The sequence below is a fragment of the Shewanella sp. GJ50-10 genome (assembly GCF_055808815.1).
On record NZ_JBVVSS010000001.1, the window covers coordinates 2876333 to 2895694 of the forward strand.

At 40.5% G+C, this 19362-nt stretch carries 18 protein-coding genes; 2 read left to right on the forward strand and 16 right to left on the reverse strand.

Going from position 1 to position 19362, the window contains the following annotated elements; all coding sequences use genetic code 11:
• Window positions 1-206: 206 nt before the first annotated feature.
• Complete coding sequence (locus AC0L4E_RS12070; RefSeq protein ID WP_473679383.1) at window positions 207-851, reverse strand: MBL fold metallo-hydrolase; 645 nt, start codon at window positions 849-851, stop codon at window positions 207-209.
• Between the two features lie 400 nt (window positions 852-1251).
• Between AC0L4E_RS12070 and AC0L4E_RS12075 the strand changes: the two genes are divergently transcribed.
• A complete protein-coding gene (locus tag AC0L4E_RS12075) occupies window positions 1252-2550 on the forward strand; it encodes an alpha/beta fold hydrolase (RefSeq protein WP_473679384.1) in 1299 nt (432 codons plus the stop codon).
• A 273-nt stretch (window positions 2551-2823) separates the two neighbouring features.
• Here AC0L4E_RS12075 and AC0L4E_RS12080 read toward each other — a convergent pair whose 3' ends face one another.
• From AC0L4E_RS12080 to AC0L4E_RS12105, 6 genes are all read right to left on the reverse strand, one after another.
• Window positions 2824-3318, reverse strand: coding sequence for a hypothetical protein (locus tag AC0L4E_RS12080; RefSeq protein ID WP_473679385.1), 495 nt, complete (start codon window positions 3316-3318; stop codon window positions 2824-2826).
• A 211-nt stretch (window positions 3319-3529) separates the two neighbouring features.
• On the reverse strand, window positions 3530-4516 hold the full coding sequence (locus AC0L4E_RS12085; RefSeq protein WP_473679386.1) for an HlyD family secretion protein: 987 nt from the start codon (window positions 4514-4516) through the stop codon (window positions 3530-3532).
• Window positions 4517-4786: 270 nt separating this feature from the next.
• Window positions 4787-5233, reverse strand: a complete 447-nt coding sequence (locus AC0L4E_RS12090; protein WP_473679387.1) for a hypothetical protein — start codon at window positions 5231-5233, stop codon at window positions 4787-4789.
• Between the two features lie 201 nt (window positions 5234-5434).
• The gene (locus AC0L4E_RS12095; protein ID WP_473679388.1) at window positions 5435-6370 is read right to left on the reverse strand and encodes a heparin lyase I family protein; all 936 of its coding nucleotides are present in this window, start codon (window positions 6368-6370) and stop codon (window positions 5435-5437) included.
• A 179-nt stretch (window positions 6371-6549) separates the two neighbouring features.
• Window positions 6550-7428 carry a prohibitin family protein gene (locus AC0L4E_RS12100; protein WP_473679389.1) on the reverse strand — a complete coding sequence of 293 codons (879 nt, stop codon included), beginning with the start codon at window positions 7426-7428 and terminating at the stop codon, window positions 6550-6552.
• Window positions 7429-7542: 114 nt separating this feature from the next.
• Complete coding sequence (locus AC0L4E_RS12105; RefSeq protein WP_473679390.1) at window positions 7543-9561, reverse strand: DNA topoisomerase III; 2019 nt, start codon at window positions 9559-9561, stop codon at window positions 7543-7545.
• Window positions 9562-9972: 411 nt separating this feature from the next.
• Here AC0L4E_RS12105 and AC0L4E_RS12110 point away from each other — a divergent pair, with 411 nt between their 5' ends.
• On the forward strand, window positions 9973-10155 hold the full coding sequence (locus AC0L4E_RS12110; RefSeq protein WP_473679391.1) for a hypothetical protein: 183 nt from the start codon (window positions 9973-9975) through the stop codon (window positions 10153-10155).
• Window positions 10156-10216: 61 nt separating this feature from the next.
• Here the strand turns inward: AC0L4E_RS12110 and lepB are convergent, their stop codons facing one another.
• From lepB to folC, 9 genes are all read right to left on the reverse strand, one after another.
• Complete coding sequence (gene lepB, locus AC0L4E_RS12115) at window positions 10217-10936, reverse strand: signal peptidase I (protein WP_473681630.1); 720 nt, start codon at window positions 10934-10936, stop codon at window positions 10217-10219.
• 334 nt (window positions 10937-11270) lie between these two features.
• Complete coding sequence (locus AC0L4E_RS12120; protein ID WP_473679392.1) at window positions 11271-12329, reverse strand: DUF1254 domain-containing protein; 1059 nt, start codon at window positions 12327-12329, stop codon at window positions 11271-11273.
• A gap of 102 nt (window positions 12330-12431) precedes the next feature.
• Window positions 12432-13322, reverse strand: coding sequence for a dienelactone hydrolase family protein (locus AC0L4E_RS12125; RefSeq protein WP_473679393.1), 891 nt, complete (start codon window positions 13320-13322; stop codon window positions 12432-12434).
• Window positions 13323-13439: 117 nt separating this feature from the next.
• On the reverse strand, window positions 13440-13685 hold the full coding sequence (locus AC0L4E_RS12130; RefSeq protein WP_473679394.1) for a DUF2164 domain-containing protein: 246 nt from the start codon (window positions 13683-13685) through the stop codon (window positions 13440-13442).
• A 193-nt stretch (window positions 13686-13878) separates the two neighbouring features.
• Window positions 13879-14946, reverse strand: a complete 1068-nt coding sequence (locus AC0L4E_RS12135) for a DUF4382 domain-containing protein (RefSeq protein ID WP_473679395.1) — start codon at window positions 14944-14946, stop codon at window positions 13879-13881.
• A gap of 320 nt (window positions 14947-15266) precedes the next feature.
• The gene (gene purF / locus AC0L4E_RS12140) at window positions 15267-16778 is read right to left on the reverse strand and encodes an amidophosphoribosyltransferase (protein WP_220754945.1); all 1512 of its coding nucleotides are present in this window, start codon (window positions 16776-16778) and stop codon (window positions 15267-15269) included.
• Window positions 16779-16811: 33 nt separating this feature from the next.
• Window positions 16812-17300 carry a CvpA family protein gene (locus tag AC0L4E_RS12145; RefSeq protein WP_473679396.1) on the reverse strand — a complete coding sequence of 163 codons (489 nt, stop codon included), beginning with the start codon at window positions 17298-17300 and terminating at the stop codon, window positions 16812-16814.
• 115 nt (window positions 17301-17415) lie between these two features.
• Window positions 17416-18003, reverse strand: a complete 588-nt coding sequence (locus AC0L4E_RS12150) for an SPOR domain-containing protein (RefSeq protein ID WP_473679397.1) — start codon at window positions 18001-18003, stop codon at window positions 17416-17418.
• Window positions 18004-18007: 4 nt separating this feature from the next.
• On the reverse strand, window positions 18008-19336 hold the full coding sequence (folC, locus tag AC0L4E_RS12155) for a bifunctional tetrahydrofolate synthase/dihydrofolate synthase (RefSeq protein ID WP_473679398.1): 1329 nt from the start codon (window positions 19334-19336) through the stop codon (window positions 18008-18010).
• Between the last annotated feature and the right edge of the window lie 26 nt (window positions 19337-19362).

Here is a 19362-nt window from a genome sequence, read left to right on the forward strand (position 1 = left end):
ACGAGTCACTGCCAGCACAATCTTGTGTTGGAGCTTATAAGCTAACAAAGGATGTAAATAATGCAAAGATTAGTGATAACTAAAGGAAGTGACAAACCACGTAAACTTGGAGGGATTAGCCAGCGAGTCAGTCAACTCGCTGGTTTGCATCGGTGCAGATATTAGGTAAAAAAATGTAACTGTATATGCAGAAATGAGCAAATAACTTAAGACAGTAACTGATCGGCCACAAATGGGTTGTGCTGACGTTCTTCTTCAAAAGTGGACATTGGGCCATGACCCGGAATAAAACTCACCTTTTCGCCTAGTGGCCATAACTTTTGCGTAATCGAGTTAATCAGCTGCTTATGATCTGATTGTGGGAAATCAGTTCGGCCGATTGAACTTCTAAACAAGACATCACCAACCCATGCAAGGTGTGATTCTTTTGAGTGAAACACCACGTGACCCGGCGTATGGCCTGGACAATGCAGCACTGCTAAGGATTGTTCACCAATGGTGACTTCATCACCTTCGTTTAAATACTGAGTTGGTTCAAAGGAATCAATGTGCGGGAAACCAAAATTTTGGCTTTGCTTCGCTAAGCCTTCTAGCCAGAATTGGTCGGCTATGTGCGGCCCAACAATCGGGATATTGAGCTGATTAGCGAGAGTTTTAGCCCCACCAACATGATCAATATGGCCGTGAGTTAATAGAATTTTATCTAGAGTTAGCCCTAACTTACTGACTTCAGTCACAATGCGGTCAATGTCTCCGCCTGGATCAACCACTGCTGCTAGTTTGGTTTTTTCACACCAAATCACACTACAATTTTGTTGGAACGGGGTGACTGGAATGATTTGGTATTTCATTTCTTATTTCCTCACAGTAGCAAGTGTTTGCTTTGAGCTTATTATGCTTCAAGTGGCGTAAAAAAGTTTGATCTATCTTTTAAATATTTATAAAAAATTCACAATAACCCGAACGGTTGACGCCGACTTGATGTATTGACCGTATGTTCAATGAAACTATTTAAGCAATAAACAGGGTTAATTTACTCTTAGTTCCTTATTTCAATATGAATACATCACCTATATAGCACTGTATTTGAAGATGAGTTCTTAAAATGAATTGAAGTGCTTGTAAACTATTACAAACATAAATTAGCTTTCGCTAACAAAACTTAGCCAAATCAGCATAAGTTTTCATTGTGATCGATAGTTAAGCTTTCTACAATACTACCTTTCTCTAGTCTCTCTTCACAGGTAAAGCATGCAAATGGACAGCATTCTCTCAGGTATTGTTTCAAAGAAACATTTTTTCTCGGTTCCGCTCAATTATCAGCAACCAGAAGGAGAGAAAATAACGGTATTTGCCCGTGAAATCGTCAGCACTGAAAGCCAGAAAAAAGACCTACCTTATTTAGTGTATTTTCAAGGTGGCCCGGGGTTTGGCGCAGTTAGACCCATTGAGAATAGCGGCTGGATAAAGCGTGCCTTAGAAGAATATCGAGTTATTTTACTCGACCAACGAGGCACCGGCCTTTCAAGTTTAATCAATCATGTCACCCTGAGCCATTTAGCACTTGAAGAGCAAGTGGAGTACGTTAGCCAATTTCGCGCCGATAATATTATTCGCGACGCTGAGTTTATTCGCCTTAAATTAACCAACAATACTCAGTGGAGCATTTTAGGCCAAAGCTTTGGTGGTTTTTGTGTACTGCATTACTTGTCTGCTGCGCCGGATTCGATTAAAGAAGCCTTTATTACTGGCGGTATTCCATCTTTAACTCGACGCGCTGATGATGTTTATAAAGCGACATATCAACGAGTGATTAAAAAGAACAATGACTTTTATCGCCGCTTTAAAGATGCAGAGCAATTAACCTCTGAGCTTGCTGACTATATCGATAACAACCAAGTCATTTTAGCCACTGGCGAGCAACTCACCGTTGAAATGCTACAGCTGCTTGGGGTTAATATTGGTATGGAACAAGGCCCAGAGGCGGTTTATTACCTGTTAGAACAAGCGTTAATTGACACCGCCTCAGGCAAGCAGATTAATCCGCTTTTCTTACATCAATTTAGCCAATTCTTAGACTACAACACCAACCCAATTTTTGCCTTGATGCATGAATCAATTTATTGCCAGCAATTCCATCAACAAGGCGCAAATTGGTCTGCCCATCGTGTGAGAGAGCAGTTCCAGCAGTTTAATTATCAAAAAGGTCAACGTCTGTTATTTACTGGCGAGATGATTTATCCATGGATGTTTGAGCAATTTAATCAGTTAAAACCACTTAAAGCGTTAGCCGATGCTGTTGCGACTAAATCTGATTGGAGCAATTTATATGACGTTGATGTATTAATGCAAAATACAGTGCCCGTTACAGCAGCGATATACAGCGAAGATATGTATGTTGATATGAACTACAGCCTTGAAACAGCGCAGTTAGTTGATAACCTTCAATATTGGATGACATCAGAGTATGAGCACAATGGTATTCGTATTGATGGTGAACGAGTGTTAGATAAGCTGATTTCATTAAATCGTCAAAAATCCTTGAGATGATATGACTTTAGGTCAAAAAACGGCTTGAGATCACAATGTGAAAGACTAATTTAATTTTCAGTTAAGTAACAAGGCGCATAATCACTCGTGTTCCGCCCTTTATGTTGTGAACTAGTGAATTTTTATGAGTAATCCTTTATTGGCTTACTCATTTTTTTGGCTCAAATTCATCTGACAGTTCAAGTCACTATTACTAAGTTTTTAGTGTTTACTTAGCTAAAAACCGCAGGGAGCCTTAATTATTTTAGCTCCCTGCATGCAAGCTACATAACCTTAAGCTGTTTCAGCTGCCGCTTCATCTGTCGGTTTATCACGTAGTGAAAAGTAAATTTTCGACACCATAAATTCAGCAAATAATATCCCGAATACTAATACGAAGAAGGCCACTATGCCGTTAAATGGCCCTGTAAAGGTAATGCTGTCGCCGAAAGCTAAGTTAATTGCTTCAAGCATGATAATTTTTGAAAAGAACAAAATTGCCCATGTGCTTAAGGCGCGATAAATTTTCGGCGCTGTACCCGGTTTGCTCTTAAAGTGGTCAGCTAGCTTGTGCTCAAAGGCAATGGTCAGCTTGAGTAATAACTGCAGTAAAATGGCCACTAATAAGGTTACCGAAAAAGACGACACGGTAATATGTTGCCAATACTCAGCAAGTAAGTTCAACACAGTTAAATCAACTAGCACCGCTAAGGTATAACCTACAAAATAACGTTGTGGGCTATTAAAGCCATGTAATGGTCTAGCTAGCGTGGTTTGTTCTTCTGACATAGTAAACCTCTAATTTATCTGTGTTTATAAACGATTAGCTTGCCCATCAATAGTAACTAGTTATCAACAATATTCAAACAAATAAGTTACTAACGCCGATTAAATTAAGCCCTAATTAGCTTAATTTAATCATTACAAAGGTCCGGAATTAGAATGCTCCTGAATTAGAGCGCTCCTAAATTAGAGAGCCCTTAAAATAGAGGAATCTGAATTAAAAAGCGCCGAAATAACTCTTCATAGCTTTTAACCGTAACGTAGCCGCGCCTAACATATCGATTGGACCTAATAATGAAAACGGCTTTTCAGTTGATATCCACGCTGAGCCTCGAGCGCCAATTGGGATTTCAATACCTTCTGGGTCGGTAAATTCAATTAACACGGTGCGACCAATGTTTTTCGAATTATTGATAAGCTGTTGGGCGACGCCTTGCTCTTGGCTACCATGACTTCCTCTTGCTTCACCTGTCGCTAATGATATTGAATGCACTCGGCCTCGAAAAATATGACCTGGATAAGCATCAACATAGAACTCAGCAAACTGACCTTGCTTCACCCTATCCCATAATTGATCTGGGATACGCATTTCTAAAATCTTTGTTTCAGTGTTCCACAATTGAATGTTACCCACTCTAGAACCAGCAGCTGTGTCGATTCGAGTAATCGCACCGTCAAAAGGCGCACGGATCTCAAGCTGGTTATTCTCAAATTCAGCTTGTTGCTGCTGCGCTAGCAATGATTCACGGTCAAACTTTAGCGAGCTTAGCTTAGACTGATATTGGTCAATATCGCGTTTTGCCACCACATTTTTAACTTGAGTCAGCCTTGCCAAGTCTTGTTCTGTTTGGCTGATTTCACTATTGAGACTGTTAATTTCCGCTTCAATTTGACGCAAGCTATTGCTCTCTTCGTTATTTACCAAGGTATATAACAACTGCCCTTTTTCAACGCGCTGATTATGCTCAACGTAATATTGGTCGATTGATTCAGTTATCGGACTTAATATCGCCGTTTGTGCTCTTACAACTGATGAGTCAGTTAAATCCACAGGTGAATAAAAACGATGGGCAAAAAACACAGCTAAGTTTATCAGCACGCCCACTACTACCATTGAGATGTAATTAGCTGTGGTGCGTTTAACCAAACCGGTTTTCAATAGAATCCAGCAAATCAATATATATGGGTAAAGTAGCTCTTTCATTATGCTTGTCTCCCTATAGGGCCTGTTGATTTTTCAAGGTTATTTTTGCAGCGAATTGTTGACCATTTATACAAGGCAGAGACTTTGTGGTGTAGTTAATCTACATAAAAAGTCGATAACGCAGTAAAAATGGCCAACAAACGCTGCCCAAAGGGTTCGATTAAAAGCGTTTTACTCTTTGTTGGATGAATTTTGCTTAGATGACTAGGCATCAATCCATCCGCCTCAATTAAAACGCTTTTATTTCGAACAAAACTTAATCTACAAAGATCAGCAGGCCCTAATCACTGCAGAAATCTTCTTCCAATCTGTCACTACAATTAAGATCGAAGCTATCCACAATTCATTGTAAAAAAAGCCGATAGTACATAACCAAAACACCAATTTTGCTTGCCCTGTATGTTCGGCATGCTTTTTAGGTAATGAGTGCAATTTCCAATACCCCCAAATCGCTAAGCAAATCGTGACAATCAGCATCATGGTCAGTGCGCCGATAAAGATCTCGGTATCGAGGAACTTGCCTTTAAGCGCGGAAGTCGTAGTCCAATAATCTGCTGGAATATCTTGATGGTGCACAGTAAAGCCACTCGCCAGTAGTACCGAGCCAAGAACTATCGAGACTAGCGTCATCAAAATAATAAACTTGGTTTTATGGCGACTGACAAAACCTGCTGCGGGTTTGGTTTTAGGAATAGTATTAGAAACTGAATGTGTCATAACCTGCCTCAATTTGATGTTTAATCATCTTGTAATGGCAGAAATTATAGGTTGAGGCTGGCGGCAAAAGTTACCATTTTACGCCACAATATTGGGGAGGATAAATTGACTAATTTGCTGGCTGGTTAACTGAAGAATGAACTGACGAACTGACGAACTGACTGAAGAATTAAAATATAAAATCAGAAATAGTAAAGCAGATTAAAAATGACTGACTTTCACATCATCTAACCAGATTGATTCAACTCGTTCAGAACGCTGACGTAGAATCCCTAACTGAATAAACATATTCTCATTATTGGCAACTAAGGTTTGTAAGGTTAAATCGACTTGTTGTTGGTTATCCAATGATACTTGTATATGGCCTTTATCCATTGACCAGCGAGTTTCTAACTTAACGGTATACCAAACGTTTGGTTTTATATTATCAATCTGCCATAAGGCTTGTTGCTTGTTTTGCGTTTCAGCTTGCTCATCTATCACTACCGTTTTGGCAATATTAGATACCAAACTCATCCTTGCACCATTAAGTTGTAGTCGATAACTTTGGCGATAGGTTTTATCGGACTCCCAGTACGCTATTTGGTGGGTGTCTTCACTGAACAATTCAGGAAGCATAAACTGCCAGCTCACACTTGTCGTTTGGCCTTCTCTGGTATGTGTTGGCTTATGTTGTAACTCCACCCGATTAAGTGCATCTATACCACGCCAAAGATAAGATTGTTCGCCTGTAATCTCGATTAAAGCAGCATAATCTTGAGCCATACTTGAAGCAGAGTTTGAGTTTGAGACAGATGTTGAAGCAGAGATCGAATCAGCAGTATCAGCTGGATTCGGTTTAGGATGAACGCTAATACCTTGAGAATGTAGAATATATGACCACTTATCTAAATTTTGCTCATCAAAGGTTTCATGCCAAATACCTGTTGAGATAACACGACTGCTAGCCTGTAGTTGAGAACTTGCAGTCAGCACTTGAGCATTTCCAGCCAAAGATGGTTTAGCTGAGTCTATCAATGTAATGACAAGTATTAACGCTACAGGTGCAGTGGCAGCAACAACTGAGGCTGCACTTTTAGTAACTGTTATTCGATTGCGAGAAGATTGCAGTTTTCCCAGTTTTCCCAATCTTCCCATTGTTCATTAGCCTTTTCGCTCAAGCAAAACGTTTTATTTATGCTTTCAGATTAGCGAAAGTATTGAGAATAAGGAACTTTATATTGAGTAAACTATTTACTCAATAAACAACAATAAAAAAGCGCAATATTGCTATTGCGCTTTATGGTCAATCAAATATTGGTGTCGCTTATAAAAAACTAGTTACCTTGAGTCTCACGAATATCCATTATTGGCATCACACCTTCACCCATCATGGTTGTCGGTAATTTTCCATCCCATGCTTGCGCTTCAGTTAAGGTGACAATTAACGGGTTGTTTTTAAGCGCTTTGGCTTTAGCTTCAATCGCTTGAGCTTCGGCCTTACCTCTTAGTAATATCGACTGAGCTTCTGCTTCGGCAATTTTTAAAATACCTTTTGCTTTAGCATCAGCGGTGTTCACTGCACGTAATGCTTCTAGGCGCTGCCTTTCAAGCTTATGCTCTTCTGCCGCAGCTAAGTTTTTCTCAGTTTGTTTAATTTCAATAGAGTTAATATACTTTTGCGGCAAGATAATATTTTCGATTTGAATGTTATCAACGACAACCGGAAAATCAGCCATTTCTTCAGATAAACGACGCTCAATGCCTTGAATCGCACTGGCTCTGTCTTGAATCAATTGTTCAGCTTCAAACTGAGGAATCGTATCTTTTGTGGCTGAACGAAATCGAGGGTCTAAAATACGCTGCTCAAATTGACTCAATCCGCCGTAGCTTTTAAACAGTTCTAATGCGGCTTCTTTATTCACTGTCCAGTTAACCGATACTTCAACTGTCACTGGCATCTGCTCTTTGGTGCTTGATGCCATTTTTTCTGCATTTTTACGGGTTCTGACTTCAATCATTTCTACTGTTTCAATAAAAGGGATTTTAAAATGCAGACCTGGGTTTTGCTGATCTTTTGCTTCTCCGAAGCGTTTAACCACACCAACATGACCTTCAATGACTATGTAGTAAGAGTTAAACACAGCAATGATGAGCAATAAAAATGGTAACGCTTTAAAAAGCGAAGAGGGGGTAATTACGTCCTTGATATTCATAAACTTCCTAATGATTTAAATAACATAGCATTTTCCTAACGCGCTAGGTTACCTAAAACAAACCAAATCGCAACACAATTTAATAAAGTGTATCAATCAAGCTAAACAATTAATTTACTTGCTACTGCGGCTCTTGGTGGTTTTTGTAGATTTAGCAGTCCCCTTGGAGGCGCTGGCAGTTGATTTACGTTTATAACCACTTTTAGCACCACTTCTTGAACCTGAACGACGCTTTTTATAACCTGGGCCCGTTACCCCAGATAACGCATTGGGTAATTGATTAGCCGCTTGAGTTATCAGTTCATTCAATTGATTGATTAATGGCGTCATAAACGCATCGTAACGTAACTGTTTTTGACTAATGGCATCGAGACTACTTTCCCATAGCGCTGTCATATCTGGCGTTGTGGCAGATTCTGGTAATGAATTCACCAAACCGCTACCCACAGCTGTCGCTACAATCGCCTTACCTTGGCGCTGTAAATAGCCACGCTTAAATAGCAACTCAATAATACCTGCCCGTGTGGCTTCAGTGCCCAAACCATCTGTATCTTTGAGGATTTTTTTCACTTCAGCATTGGTGACATAACGGTTAATTCCGGTCATTGCCCCTAATAATGTCGCATCGGTAAAATGCTTTGGCGGCTGAGTAATTTTTTCAACCAGCTCTCCATGTGGGCAATGTAATTGCTGACCTTTTGCTAGCGCAGGTAGCGTGGCTAACTCGTCATCCTCTTTGTTTGGGTTTAAACCATTAGCACTTGAGTTACTTGATGCGAATAACTGCTTCCAGCCCAATGAGGTTTCTTGTTTGGCTTTGGTAGTGAATAAGCCACCCGCGATAGTGACTTCAACCTGAGTTTCGTCATATAAGTATGCAGCGTAAAACTGGGCTAAGTATTGTCTAGCAATATGGGAATATAACTTGGCTTCTTTTGACGACAAGTTAGCTAAATTACTGACTTTTTCAGTGGGTACAATTGCGTGGTGAGCATCCACTTTTTTATCATCCCATGCTTTAGATTTAAGCTTGGCATTTGGCGCATCAGCTTTAGCCGTTAACGAAGGATCGTTTTTAGTAATCGCATTAATGACTTGCGGTGCTAAACCATGTTGCTCAACCGGTAAGTAACGACTATCTGAGCGAGGATAAGTAATCAGTTTATGGCGCTCGTACAAGCTTTGGCATATATCCAAGACTTCTTTAGCACTCATGCCAAATCGTTTAGCAGCATCAATTTGTAATGCCGATAAACTATATGGTAGTGGCGGGTTTTGGCGTTTACTTTTCGATTCAAGTTTAGTGACTTCAGCAGGTTGGTTGCTAATGCGACCAACAACATTTTCAGCTAAGCCTTTTGCCAGCACTCGACCTTCTTCATCCATATATGGCTGACAAGCTTCACTGGGTTTCCACTTAGCTGTGAATGATTCATTTTGCTCAGTTAATAAATGCGCTAACACTTCATAGAAAGGTTTAGGAATAAAGTTCGCGATTTCTTCATCACGTCTTACGACTAACCCAAGTACTGGGGTTTGGACTCGCCCAACCGATAGTACCCCTTGATAGCCCACCTTTTTACCTTGAATGGTATAAGCGCGAGTCATATTCATGCCATACAACCAATCAGCGCGACTGCGGGCTAATGCAGAGGTTGAAAGTGGCACAAACTCTTTATTGGTTCGCATTTGGCCGAGGGCTCTTTTAACCGCTGAAGGATTTAAGTCACTGATCAGCAGGCGTTGAGTTTGGGCAATTTTATCCGCTTTTACCCCTGAATGAGAAATGACTTCATCCACCAACAACTGCCCTTCTCTGTCAGGATCGCCAGCGTTAACCAGACTGGATGCCTGCTTTATCAGTTTTTTTAAGGTAGATAATTGCGAGCGTGTTTTTGACTTTGGCTTTAATTTCCATTGTTCAGGCACAATTGGCAGATGAGCTAGCTGCCAAGATTTGTAAGCAGGATCGTAAGCATCGGGTTCAGCTTGCTCTAATAAATGCCCCACACACCATGAAACACAATCACCGTTAGCGGTCATAATGTAACCATCACCTTTTTTGTGTGGCTTTGGTAATACATCAGCTATGGCTCGGCCTAAGCTTGGTTTCTCGGCAATATATAGGATCATTCAAGTCTAACCATCTAGATTGGGAAGCGCTTTTAACACTGTATTTTTAATATTATGGCTCTTACTGTATATAATTACAGTGATTATTAACAGTAAATATTCACTGAAATTAGATTTAACAAGAATTGGCAATAAATAACATCTAAGAGAGTTTATATAACGTTCAAAGGCTTCTATAGCTAGCTGTTCACTATTTAATGTGCCTATTTTTGTAGTAAATTTTCACAACCGAAATATAAAGAATATAAAAACACCCCATTAGCCATACAATTGACTTTTTTGGCACTAAAAAACAACCATATCGACTGCTACTGCTTTATGAAAGCTGGAAAAAAGTTGATCTAGATCATCATTGCTAACAAATTCTTGAGATAGGTTTAGTTATCGCAGAATTGAGGTCAGGAGGCCGTTATGGAATTAAAGCAATGTGAGAAATGCTATACAGACGTTTGTGTTAACGGTAAGTGGTTTCACCATGATCATTTGACCACCAATGCCTATATGCTGAATGGCGGTTCGCCTGAAACAATTGAATTGGCAAAAATGCCAACAACTGAGTCAGAACTGATTAATATGTTAACCAACGCTTTCTGATGAAATCACATACAACCGTTAATTTTCAATATTAGCGGTTGTATGTACCTTTAATTAGCAGCTATCCGCTAATTAAAGAATGGAAAAACCGTTCTGTTCTTGGTAAATAGCCATTTTCATAATTTAAAGACATCACCACACTCTCAGTGCTGCCAATAATTTCATGGCGGGGCACAAATCCAATGACTCTTGAGTCAGCACTATTATCTCTATTATCACCGAGCACAAGGTAGTAATCCTTAGGTACTGTTACCTCACTAAAGCTTGAGCGAACTGAGCCCAATTTACTCACTCTGATTGAGTGTTTCATGCCGAGTAAATCTTCTATTCTATCTTGGCTAGGTAAATCTGCTGGTGTTTGATTAGCTTGCGGGTAATCAAACTCTGCCTGTTGCTTTGCAGCAATTACTGGCAGCGGTTTATCTTGATAGCTTAAGGCATGTTGATTAATAACCAATTGGTTGTTAACTAAGGCTACTGTATCGCCAGGCACACCGACCACACGCTTAACTAACCTATTGTCAGCGGCTTCTGAGTCAAAAATAATAATATCGCCGCGCGCAGGTTCCCCAGTCTGATATACAGAAACATGGGTGAAAGGAATTCGAATATCGTATGCCATCTTGTTGGCAAGGATTCTGTCACCTTCAACAATAGTGGGTTTCATTGACCCTGTTGGTACGGTATACCAATCAGCGACGGCACTTCTAAATACACTCATTAATAGGATAAAAATTATCAGTGATTGGTATTCTTTAAGTATCTTTGCAAGCTTTTTTATCATCATAATCCCTTATATATTCACGGTTTAACTAACCTTGATAAGCATTGAAATAAGCAATAATGAAGCCAACAAAATTTAACTAAGAAAATCATCACCTTATAAAACACTACTTTAAGTCAGTGTTAGATTTTGCGAACTAATAGTCTTTTTCACATCAATAAATGTCATCTTCACTCATTTAATTTGGAGTTTTAACTCTTGTCATAGAGTGACTAGGGCCTGTTGATCTTTGCAGGCTAAGTTTTGTTCGAAATAAAAACGTTAATGCCCTTAGTAAGCCATAAAAAAAGCCACTATAAAGTGGCTTTAAAACTCAACAAAGGGGCCTAGATTAGTCGACAGCTTTTACTAAAGGCAATAACCGATAACCTTCTTTGCTGACTAAATCGCTGGGTTGGTAATGGCGAATACCTAAATTGAATACACCTGATTCGTTACTGGTTTTGATATTATTGATTGCATCATCACCGCAACCGAAACTGATGGTAAACGTGCCATCTTTATTGGGCTTTGCAGTATTTGAACTCAAGTTGGCAAGATCATTAAACATAAAGCCCGCTTTGTCATAAACGGTAATAGACCAAAACGCTTTGTTCATTGGGTCTTTAAAAGTGGCCTGATGACATTTATCTGCAGGGTAATTACCTGACACTTCATAAATATTATCTACTTGCTGAGCGCCGCCCCAACCTATTGCTGCACCTACTTCATACTTCTCTTGGGTGAACAGCTTGTTAGAATCATCATTAGGGGCCGTAAACATCCCGACTAATGCATCCTTACCATCACGCTTAGTAATCCCTGGCATTTTAGCTTTTAGGGCATCTTCGACAGCTTTAAATGACGCTTGGGTAACGGGCTCTGCGGTAAAAGGCACATCACTTTTGGCATTAATGATCATTTGGTCTTGGTATTTAACCGCTTCCGCCTCTGAGAATGAAGCATCTAGGCGTACAACAAGATATAAATGCTCACCGCTATGAGTGTGTAAATCAAAGGTGCCTGCTCCATAAAACATAGGTTGGATACGATGATCTTCAGTTACAGGCTGAACAGACACATACCTTCCTTCAGGGAGCTGAGGGATAGTGATCGTCGCGCCCTTAGATACATCAACCACTGCCAGTGAATAATAAGTATCGCGATTCATACGAACGACTGGTTGTTGATCTGTCGGAGTCAGTTTTCTTTTATGCAGTAGCTTATTAATACCAACAATATCTTGATTTTTTAACAGCTGATGTGATGTTTCATCTGTAGGATAACTTGCACTGGTCACAGTGGCACCATCAGCAGAGAAAAAATCACTTAAATGATCTACGGGCTCGGCTAGGACTTGATAGCTAAGTGCTGAAAGGATACTGACAGTTAATATATGGCGCTTGTTCATCTTTATCTCCATTAAAGAACGACGACTATTCAATAGGCGAATAAATGAGGCAAAGCCTTTGCCTCATTGGAAACTCGTCTGTTTAGGTCTTGTGACTCAGTCCTATACGAGCTTTTCGTTAAAAAAGTTTACTGTTCTATCCCAAGCTAGTTTGGCATTAGCTTCATCGAAACGTGCAGTGGAATCATTATGGAACCCGTGCTTAGCGCCCTTATACATGTGCATTTGGTAAGGCACATTTAAGTGTTTCAAGTCAGCCTCATACTCTGGCCATGATTTATTAACTCGTTCATCATCTTCGCCAAGTTGCACCATTAATGAGGCTTTAATATTCTCACGAAGTTCTTTTTTGGCAGGGGTTCCGTAAAAAGGTACACCAGCAGTTAATAAATCAGACTCAACTGCGGCAAGATAATTAACGATATAACCGCCAAAACAAAAACCGACAGCGCCTAGTTTACCGTTACTGTTTGCATGAGATTTTAAGAACTTAGCTGCTGCAACAAAGTCTTGCTGAATTTTATCTCTGTCCATCGACTTTTGCATCGCTCGACCTTCGTCATCGTTACCAGGATATCCGCCTAAAGGAAACAAAGCATCTGGCGCAAAAGCGATAAAACCATCTTTTGCTAAACGGCGAGCCACATCTTTAACGTAAGGATTTAAGCCGCGGTTTTCGTGAATAACCAGCACCACTGGCAATGGGCCCGTTTTATTAGTGGGAGTGACCAAATAACCTTGGCCTTTACCATATCCTTGAGGTGAGTCAAATGTCTCGTAAGTAGCTTTGATATCTGCATCATTAAACGAGACTTGCTCAGCAAGCGCATAGTTAGGCAATAATGCGGATGTGAGTACCGCCATTGAATAGCCCACAGCCACTAATGTGCCTAGCTTTTTCATGAAGGTCCGGCGATCCATTCCACCGTGTGCATATTCGTCATACCAGTCAAATGCTTCTTGTGGGATATCATTCCTTGTTGGCTGAGACATTGCTTTTCTCCATTAATCAATCGTTAATTTGCCCGTGTTATGACTAACCTAGGGGAGCTAAAGCAGAAAGTAAATAGTTTGTCATACAAATATTAAGTGTTTGATTTAACGGAAAAGCTACTTTATATCCTTCTCAATGCCGTAAATATCTTCATCTATGGTTTCAATACGTGCTTCGAAAATAGCTCGGGCATCATGTAAGCCACGATTGTAAAAATGCGCGCCAATATTGTTGCCAAAAAAATCCAATAGAAACTCAGCATCAAATTGACCAAGGTCTTGATCAAGCTCATCTTCAAAATAAGTTTGAATCTTTTGCACCATCATTTCACGCTGCTCTGCGGAAAATTCGATTTTAGACATTAAATAGCCTCTATTTCGTATTAACTGCTAAACCTTTTAAAACGGTTGATTCCGTTTTAAAAAGTGATTAATTAAAATTCGGCCAAGTATGACTACATTACCATTAGTAAAACAAACTAATTTACGCTTTTATGGCATAAAAAAAGAGAAGCTAGGCCTCTCTTTTAGAAAGTAATGAATAACTCATTAGCGACTATAGCGCCATTGGGAAATCTCTTACAGTTGTTTCATTTTCAACAACCACAACACCCTGCTCTTCAGCATTTAAAAAGAATGGTAAAGAACCATCATCTGGCTCAGCAATGTTGGTATCTTCTGGATCATCGTTTTGTGCTAAACAGGTATAACCTAAACTGTAGGTTTCTGCAGACACGAAACCAAACTCATATCCATAGCTTTCAACGTCACCGTTGGCATCAAGAGTTGGGTTAACTCTAGCTGAGGCTATTGGCGCAATTTCATCTTCGCCGTAGTCAGCGTCTCTGAAGTCAGCCATAGACTCTAGTGCGGTGTCATTAGGGTAAAGGTACACAGCAGAACTAAATTCAGAACCACCAGCAGCAGTCTCACAATCAGCCATAGTTTGTTCGCTGATTTGACCTGATATTGCGCCCACTTCAGCGGTATTAACTAACTGAACAGAAGTCGGTTTTAGGGTCCAATAATCTTTATTACCTTTTGGTCCTTGTAGGCCTTTGGTCAGGTTAAATTCAGCCACAAAATTATTGGTTCCAGCTGCAATGGTGAATGATTTATTGAAGAAAAGTCTACCAGTATCTTCCTCTTCTGCTCCAACACCACCGCATGAGCCATTGCTATTAGTAACAAGCCCTTCAACCACACCACCGACCCAGTCATTGGTGTCAGTATCTTGCTCTGCGCCAGACAGCACATATGAACTCTCATCAGTTGAGACTTCATTGTTTTGCATGTAAATACACATCTGGTATTCGCCAACAGGAATTGACTGCCCGCTGACTAATGTCTCTATTTCAGTGCCTTGTACACTTAATAAATCGACGTGTTGTAAGCCATCGTCTCCAGTGTTTACATCAAAAGAGGTTGAACCATCGCTGTTTTTTAACACGACTTGCTTAAATGCAATGTTGACTACATTGGCTGATGCGGGGTTATCTGAAACCCCTAAATTAAACACACCTTGCTCTGGTGTTGGATTTGAGTCAGAGTCCGAACCACAACCGACTAATACACTACTAATTGCAACGGCCAATGCTAGGCGCGAATATTTTTTAATTGTCATCATAAATCCTTAATAGAACACCATTGATGAGTCTCAAATCCTTTTAGTTTCACTCGATCGCTGTTTATTCATTTATTGTTAATATCTGCACAGTATAAACGCTGTTGAGCATATAGACTAAAAATGTATATAAGTTGATCATTTGACGGCTTGGTTTGACGACATTTTCAGCTTATCCACACTATAGATTTACATCACCTCAAAACAACAAACATATGCATTCTCTGTAAATCTATTGAATATTCAGCTGTTGATTGGATTAGACTCACAAAAAAGCCAGCTTGCGCTGGCTTTTTTAAAAACTAACACATCATCTTATATTAAGGATGACAAACATTGTGCATTTCTAAGTTAGTGCCGATGTCTTTGCTGTTCGCTTTAGCATCATCGTTACGTAACTGCGTTAAGTGGTCTAAGTAGGCTTGGTCAACATCGTTAGTGATGTACTGGCCATCGAATACTGAGGTTTCAAAACGCTTAATATCAGGATTTTCCATTCCTACAGCATCAACTAAGTCGGTTAAGTCTTGGAAGATGATACCGTCTGCGCCAATGATTTTTGCAATCTCGTCAGCATCGCGGCCATGAGCAATAAGCTCATTGGTCGTTGGCATATCAATACCGTAAACGTTAGGGAAACGGATTTCAGGAGCAGCTGATGCAAAGTAAACTTTCTTTGCGCCTGCTTCACGAGCCATTTCAATAATCTGCTCAGACGTAGTACCACGTACAATAGAGTCATCGACTAACAATACGTTTTTACCTTTAAACTCTGTGTTGATAGCATTGAGTTTACGACGTACTGACTTCTTACGCTCTTGCTGGCCTGGCATGATAAACGTACGGCCAATGTAGCGATTTTTTACGAAACCTTGACGATAAGGCAGATCCATACAACGGGCAATTTCTAAAGCGATATCACACGATGTTTCAGGAATTGGGATGACCACGTCAATATCATGATCTTCCCATTCTTTTTGGATTTTAGCGCCTAACTTAGCACCCATGTTTACGCGGCTGCCGTAAACTGAAATTTTATCCATCGCTGAATCTGGACGAGCAAAGTAAACAAACTCAAAAATACATGGCGCGTAGCTTGGGTCTACTGCACATTGGCGAGTAAATAGCTGGCCATCTAACGAGATATAAATCGCTTCACCTGGCGCAACATCACGCATCACTTCAAAGCCGACTGCATCTAATGCAACACTTTCAGAAGCGACCATGTACTCAGTACCCGTTGGTGTTTCGTGCTTACCAAGCACTAACGGACGGATACCGAACGGGTCACGAAATGCCACTAAGCCCTGACCAATAATCATCGCTGCAACTGCGTAAGCACCACGCGTTTGTGCGTGTACTTTCGCCACGGCATCAAATACTTCATCAGCGCTTAAGGTTAAACTACGAGTTTCTTGAAGCTCATCCGCTAATAGGTTTAGCAGAACTTCAGAGTCTGAGGTGGTGTTAACATGACGACGTTTTTTAACTAGGCTTTCAGCCAGTTCAACCGTGTTAGTTAAGTTACCGTTATGGGCTAAAGAAATACCAAATGGTGAGTTAACATAAAAAGGTTGCGCCTCTGAAGCACTTGAGCTGCCCGCTGTTGGGTAACGCACGTGTCCAATGCCAGCTTTACCTTGCAGGCGTTGCATATGTTTAACTTCGAAAACGTCTTTAACTAGTCCATTTGCCTTACGTAAACGAAACGCACTCTTGTCAACAGTCACAATACCTGCTGCATCTTGACCACGGTGCTGAAGCACGGTCAAAGCATCATAAATGGTTTGATTAACCGATGATTGACCAACTATTCCGACGATACCACACATGGGTAAGCTTCCTCATTGTAAGATGTTTTATATTTATATTTTGGGTACAAAGCTAGATGTGTTTTCCAAGTAGTCAAAAAACCACTGAATCACCACACCAAATTGGGGTACAAGTTCTGACTCTTTCCACCAGTCTTGACTTGGCGAACCGGTAAAAGCATCCAGAAAAAATAAGATAGCGCTGACAATTAGTGCCCCGCGCAGCGCACCGAAACACAAGCCTAAGACTCGATCGGTACCTGATAAACCAGTTTTAGAAACCAGTTGACCTAATAAGTAGTTTACTAATGCGCCCAAGATAAGTGTGGCGATAAACAACACGGCAATGGCAACACCATTGCGGGTCATTTCATCGTTCATTTGCGTTAAATGAACGGCTAAGTCTTGATAGAATTGGCTGGCGATAAAGAAGGCAGCGAACCATACCACTAAAGACATGGCTTCTTTGGCAAATCCGCGGATCAAACTGATGACAGTTGATAAGCCGATAACGATGAGAATAGCGTAATCAATCCAAACCATTGAGATGGGGATCCGGTATAGATGTTAAGACGGCGCGATTCTAACAGAGGTAGAAAACTTTCTCACCAACTGCTAGATAAATTGACTTTGCGCTGTACCAAACAATAGTGAATAGTTAGTTTTCTAGGGGATTGTATTGAACAATTTTGCCTTGAAGACCGTTAATTTTTTTGATTTTTTTCTGGTATGTTTTCAGTTTATCAGTCGAAAGCTCAGGACCTACGAATACCTTAGTCAACGAACCATCAATTGGTTTTGCAGGCAAGGTGTACGCAGTAAAGCCATTTTCTCTAAGCTTTTTAACTAAATCTTCAACATTTTTGGCATTGTTAAATCCACCCAACTGCAAAGTGTAACCCGCTTTAATAGGCTCCACTTTTTTCACTTCAGGCTTAGCTTTAGCAACTTGTTTAACTTCGGCAGTTTGAGCAGGTGAACTATCTGCGACCGACTCCTGAGCAGTATCTTCTGATACTCCTAGGTCTTGAGTTTGGGCGATTTCTTCAACTTCAAAGGTTTCAGGTTTGTAACCTTCACCAATGGTATCTGTTGCTTGCTCATTGATTACTGGACGCAGCGGGATTTCAGTGAACTCTTCGATTTCTCGTTGTTTCTTGCCATCGAGTAAGTCAGGCAAAAATATCACCCCAAGCGCTACGATAACAACGGTTCCCACTAATCGGTTTTGAAATTGAGCAGACAAATGTTTATTCCCTTTGTAAAATTTTGCTAAAGCCAGCCACAGTGTAAAATGAGCCAAATACAATTACCACATCATCTGCAGTTATATTTGCACTTATGCCCTGCCACGCTTGGCTAATTGAATCAAACTGATAGGACGCAGGTTTAGTTGAATCATTGGCTGAACTCATCGATAACTGATTTGCTAACGTTTGCGCATCTAAGCCGCGCTCAACATCTAGGCTAGTAAAATACCACTCATCAACTGTGCCGTTAAGCTCAGTAAGTACAGCGGATGCATCCTTATCTTTTAACATGCCACACAAAGCAATAATGCGAGCAGGTTTATATTGTTGCAATTGAGATGCTAAATACTTTGCGGCATGGGGATTATGAGCAACATCGACCAGCACAACAGGTTTATCTAACACTTGCTCTAGTCGCCCTGACAAGCTCGCTGTTGCGATGCCAGTGGTAATATCAGTAGCACTAATCGCTGGCCATGTTTGTTCAATGACGGCTATGGCAGTCGCTGCATTAGCTAAAGGCAGTTTAGGTAAGGTTAGTTTATTGATGACACTCTTATTGCCACTAAATTGCCATTTATCGCCATTAAGGTGATAACTAAAGTCTTTATTAACTCGATATACCTTAGCGTTAATTTCTGCGGCATATTCGAGCACTGAACTTGGCAAGTCAGGTTCGCCAATCACGGCTAAGCGATTTTCGCGAAATATACCAGCTTTCTCACGCCCAACTAGCTCTCGGGTGTCGCCAAGATATTCTTGATGGTCGATATCGATTGAAGTAATGACAGTGACATCTGCATCGATAATGTTAGTGGCATCTAAGCGTCCACCTAAACCCACCTCAAGTAACACCACATCAGGTTGAGTCTGCTTAAATATATACAGCCCTGCAAGTGTGGCATATTCAAAAAAGCTTAATGAGATTTCTGCTTGCTGAGCCTGAGTTCTGGCAGTTTCAATCGCAATAAAAGCTTCGATTAACCGTTCGTCAGAAACATCTTGATGATTTAATCGAACTCGTTCATTGAAGTTAACTAAGTGAGGAGAGCTATACACGCCAACGGTTTTACCCGCTTGCAGTAATACAGACTCAATCATGGCGCAGGTTGTCCCTTTGCCATTGGTGCCAGCAACAGTAACAACCTGAGAATCGAGGTTTAGTACATTTAAACGCTGAGCCACCTCAGTGACACGAGTTAAGCCCATTTCAATTTCAGTTGGATGAATAGACAGTAAATAATCTAACCACTGAGTTAAACTCGTATCTTTATCTGGCGCCTTGATAGCTTGACTATCTTTCACAGAACTGGCACTTACTGAACTCATGTTATTCCTTAACTCAACAAGTCTGA